The organism is Caballeronia fortuita, assembly GCF_001544835.2.
Lineage (GTDB): Bacteria > Pseudomonadota > Gammaproteobacteria > Burkholderiales > Burkholderiaceae > Caballeronia > Caballeronia fortuita.
Genome location: NZ_FCNX02000039.1, coordinates 1 through 3892, shown reverse-complemented (window position 1 = coordinate 3892; position 3892 = coordinate 1). Strand labels below are relative to the sequence as shown.

3 protein-coding genes and 1 pseudogene are annotated in these 3892 nt (G+C 63.1%); 3 read left to right on the top strand and 1 reads right to left on the bottom strand.

What is annotated here, in order from left to right; all coding sequences use genetic code 11:
- Positions 1–236: 236 nt before the first annotated feature.
- Positions 237–1025 carry a GntR family transcriptional regulator gene (locus AWB77_RS33940; protein ID WP_208601603.1) on the bottom strand — a complete coding sequence of 263 codons (789 nt, stop codon included), beginning with the start codon at positions 1023–1025 and terminating at the stop codon, positions 237–239.
- Positions 1026–1592: 567 nt separating this feature from the next.
- Between AWB77_RS33940 and AWB77_RS33935 the strand changes: the two genes are divergently transcribed.
- The 3 genes and pseudogenes from AWB77_RS33935 to AWB77_RS37545 form a co-directional block, all read left to right on the top strand.
- Positions 1593–2579: a malate dehydrogenase gene (locus tag AWB77_RS33935; protein WP_061138833.1), complete on the top strand. Its 987-nt coding sequence runs from the start codon at positions 1593–1595 to the stop codon at positions 2577–2579.
- A 155-nt stretch (positions 2580–2734) separates the two neighbouring features.
- Complete coding sequence (locus tag AWB77_RS33930; protein WP_061138832.1) at positions 2735–3742, top strand: HpcH/HpaI aldolase/citrate lyase family protein; 1008 nt, start codon at positions 2735–2737, stop codon at positions 3740–3742.
- Positions 3696–3892 (top strand): annotated as a pseudogene (locus AWB77_RS37545) (hypothetical protein); the annotation flags it as partial. The gene AWB77_RS33930 and the pseudogene AWB77_RS37545, both read left to right, overlap by 47 nt.

The following is a 3892-nucleotide window of genomic DNA, read 5'->3' as shown; positions in this document are numbered from 1 at the left end:
ACTTCGCGATCTGACCGATCCCGATGTTCCGGTACTCCGGCCTTGGTTTTTTTACGGCTTCAGCCATGCTAGACCCCAACTTGTTAATACACCAATCCGCGATTTTAGCGCCTTTTTATTTCGCGCTGCAGCGTAACGGCCGCTAAGAGACCGTTGCTCCATGCGTGAAAATAACCTTGCCAGCGTGCGTATTCAGCGCACACCCGGTTCGTGCCCGCAGCCCCGTTTTCATTCGATCAACTCAAGTCGTTCTGATAGTAATAACCGGTCGTGACATACCATCCGCGACGCACTTCGACAGGCCGGTCGCCATAGGTATAAGACACACGCTCCACCGACAGCAGCGGAAAACCCTGCGCCACGTCGAGGAACTGCGCGACGGTTTCGTCGGCGGCGACGGCGCGAATCTTCTCCGTCGCGCGAATCATGCGCGTGCCGAACTCGGTCTCGAACATCGCGTAGAGCGGGCCTTTATACTCGGCGAGCCGCTCGGCCGTCAGTCCGCGAAAGACCGCGCCGGGCAGCCAGATTTCGTCGAATACGGTCGTCACGCCATCAAACTGCAACAGGCGTTTGATAAGAACGACGGGGTCGGCGGGCTTCAGATCCAGCTGACGCGCGATCTCGGCCGGCGCGCGCAGGCGTCTGCATTCGAGCAGCCGGCTGACGTGGGGATGCGCGTCGCCATCGTCGGGCAGAAGGCGCAGGAAGCGGAATTGCACGCGGTCTTCATTGTGCGTCGCAACGAACGTGCCTTTGCCCTGACGGCGAACGAGGAGATTGTCGGCGGCAAGTTCGTCGATCGCCTTGCGCACGGTGCCCTGGCTCACCTTATAGCGCGCGGCCAGTTCGACCTCGCTCGGAATGATCTCGCCGGGCTTCCATTCGCCGGATTCGAGCCCTTGCGTGATGAGCGCCTTGATCTGCTGATACAGCGGGCTGAACGTCGGCGACGGCGTGCTCGCGGCCTCAGCCGCCGGTGCAGTGCCGTTGGGGGTCGTCGGGCTCGCCGGGTTGGAATTCATGCCGCGCATTTCAACACATGGGCCGCCATGCGTCCAGAGCTTTCCCTTAGATTCCTATGTCTTATATAAGACATAAGATAGTGTTGACTTTACCTCGGAGCGCTCCTACACTCCTTGTCGAGCAAGGGTTTGCGGGTCGTTGCGCGAGCGCAGGAAGCGGCGGTCAGCGCGTTTTCCACGGCGGTCTTCGCCGGGTAAGCGGCTTGAATCGCGGCATCCGCACTTCGCGCGGCAAACCGCCAGGCACGCCCTTTCGCTTTCGCCTCACGCCGATCGGCCACTCGATTCGCGCGCCGCTGCCTGCCCCACGTCTCGCAACGTCAAGCGCCGTCTCGAATGGGCGCGTTGCCGTCAGACTCGAGCGAAATTCTTCGCGTCCCCATCGAAACATCCCGCATACCTTCCGCTCGAAGAAGGATTCATGGCATGACGTGCGTCGAGCGCGGTGCGCCGGTGCTTTCACCGACACACACGCGGCACGGCCTGCATGTCTTCATCAACGCTTGGCGTATCGCGCATAAAATGGCGTTTTCCCTAGCGTTCCACGCACCGTCCAGGAGAGTTTCAATGGCTAAGTCCGCAAAGCGCGTTGCCGTAACCGGCGCCGCAGGTCAAATCGGCTACTCGCTGCTGTTCCGCATCGCCAATGGCGATCTGCTCGGCAAAGACCAGCCCGTGATTCTTCAGTTGCTCGATCTGCCGCAAGCGCAAGCCGCCGTGAAGGGCGTCGTGATGGAGCTGGAAGATTGCGCATTCCCGCTGCTCGCCGGCGTGGTCGTCACGGACGATCCCAAGGTCGCGTTCAAGGATGCCGACGTCGCGCTGCTCGTGGGCGCACGTCCGCGCTCGAAGGGCATGGAGCGCAAGGACCTGCTGTCGGCGAACGCCGAAATCTTCACGGTTCAGGGCAAGGCGCTGAACGATGTCGCGAGCCGCGACGTGAAGGTGCTGGTCGTCGGCAACCCGGCAAACACGAACGCCTACATCGCGATGAAGTCGGCGCCGGATCTGCCGAAGAAGAACTTCACCGCCATGCTGCGTCTGGACCACAACCGCGCGCTGTCGCAACTGGCGGCCAAGTCGGGCAAGCCGGTCGCGTCGATCGAAAAACTCGCCGTGTGGGGCAACCACTCGCCGACGATGTACCCGGACTTCCGCTTCGCGACCGCCGAAGGCGAGAACCTCACGAAGCTCATCAACGACGACGAGTGGAACCGCAACACGTTCATCCCGACGGTCGGCAAGCGCGGCGCGGCGATCATCGAAGCGCGCGGTCTGTCGTCGGCGGCATCGGCGGCCAATGCGGCGATCGATCACGTGCGTGACTGGGTGCTCGGCACGAACGGCAAGTGGGTCACGATGGGCATTCCGTCGGACGGCTCGTACGGCATTCCGGAAGACATCATCTACGGCGTGCCCGTCACGTGCGAAAACGGCGAGTACAAGCGCGTCGAAGGTCTGGAAATCGACGCGTTCTCGCGCGAGAAGATGGACGGCACGCTGAACGAGCTGCTCGAAGAGCGCGACGGCGTCTCGCATCTGCTCGGCAAGTAAGCACCGCAGGTCACGGAAGCCCGCCAGGGCTTCCGGCAAGCGCGAACGCTTCGCGGCGTTCGCGCGTGGTTCGAACGCGCTTGAAAAAGGCTCGAGCGCGCTCGAATCATCGAAACAGATCGAATCCATTTCCCCAATCGGACCCGACGCCGACGATGCCCGATCTCACTCCCGCCGAAGTGCTGTTTGACGGCGAACCGCAACCCGCTGTGCTTCCGCCCTGTGACCACTATGCCGGCAGCGAGAAGCTGATCCGCAAGTCGCTGGCGTTGCAGGCGCAACTGGGGCCGGTATTCGACATCACGCTCGATTGCGAGGACGGCGCGCAGTTCGGTCACGAGGCCGAGCATGCGGAGCTGGTCGCATCGTTCGTCGGCGGCGAGGACGATCGCTTCGGGCGCGTGGGCGTGCGCATCCACGACTTCGATCATCGTGGGTGGCGCGACGACGTGCGCATCATCCTGCGTCACGCGAAGAAGGCACCGGCGTTCGTCATGCTGCCGAAAATCCGCAGCGTCGCCGATGCCGCCGAGATGGTCGCATTCATCGAAGCATCGCGGCGCGAGTTCGGCATCGAGCGCGCAATTCCCTGTCATCTGCTGGTCGAAACACACGGCGCGCTCGCGAATGCGTTTGAACTGGCCGCGCTGCCGGGCGTCGAATCGCTGAGCTTCGGCCTGATGGACTTCGTCTCCGCGCACAATGGCGCGATTCCCGATACCGCAATGCGCTCGCCGGGCCAGTTCGATCATCCGCTCGTGCGGCGGGCGAAGCTCGAGATCGCAGCCGCGTGTCACGCGCACGGCAAGGTGCCCTCGCACAATGTATCGACGGAAGTGCGCGACATGAGCGTCGTCGCGGACGATGCGGCGCGCGCCCGCAACGAATTCGGCTATACGCGCATGTGGAGCATCCATCCGGAGCAGATTGCGCCGATCGTCGCGGCCTTTTCGCCGCGCGCGGACGAAATTGCGCTCGCCGCCGATATCCTGCTGGCCGCGCAACGCGCGCACTGGGGTCCGACGCGTCACGGCGACACGCTGCACGATCGCGCGAGTTATCGCTATTACTGGTCGGTGCTGCGCCGTGCGCACGCGACCGGCCAGACGATGCCGGATGAATGCGCGCCGCTCTTCGCTTCGTCATCTCGACAGGACACATGACGCCGCCTCGCGAGCGTGCAACAGGAGACTAGAGACAATGACCGACATGGCATCGACCGAAGCACCCGCAACCGGCGCGTTCAAGCCGAAGAAATCCGTCGCGCTGTCGGGCGTGACCGCGGGCAATACCGCGCTGTGCACCGTCGGCAA

Bases quoted from the DNA above. Each gene is read 5' to 3' on its own strand.
- AWB77_RS33940 (WP_208601603.1), bottom strand. From the start codon at position 1,025: ATGAATTCCAACCCGGCGAGCCCGACGACCCCCAACGGCACTGCACCG.
- AWB77_RS33935 (WP_061138833.1), top strand. From the start codon at position 1,593: ATGGCTAAGTCCGCAAAGCGCGTTGCCGTAACCGGCGCCGCAGGTCAA.
- AWB77_RS33930 (WP_061138832.1), top strand. From the start codon at position 2,735: ATGCCCGATCTCACTCCCGCCGAAGTGCTGTTTGACGGCGAACCGCAA.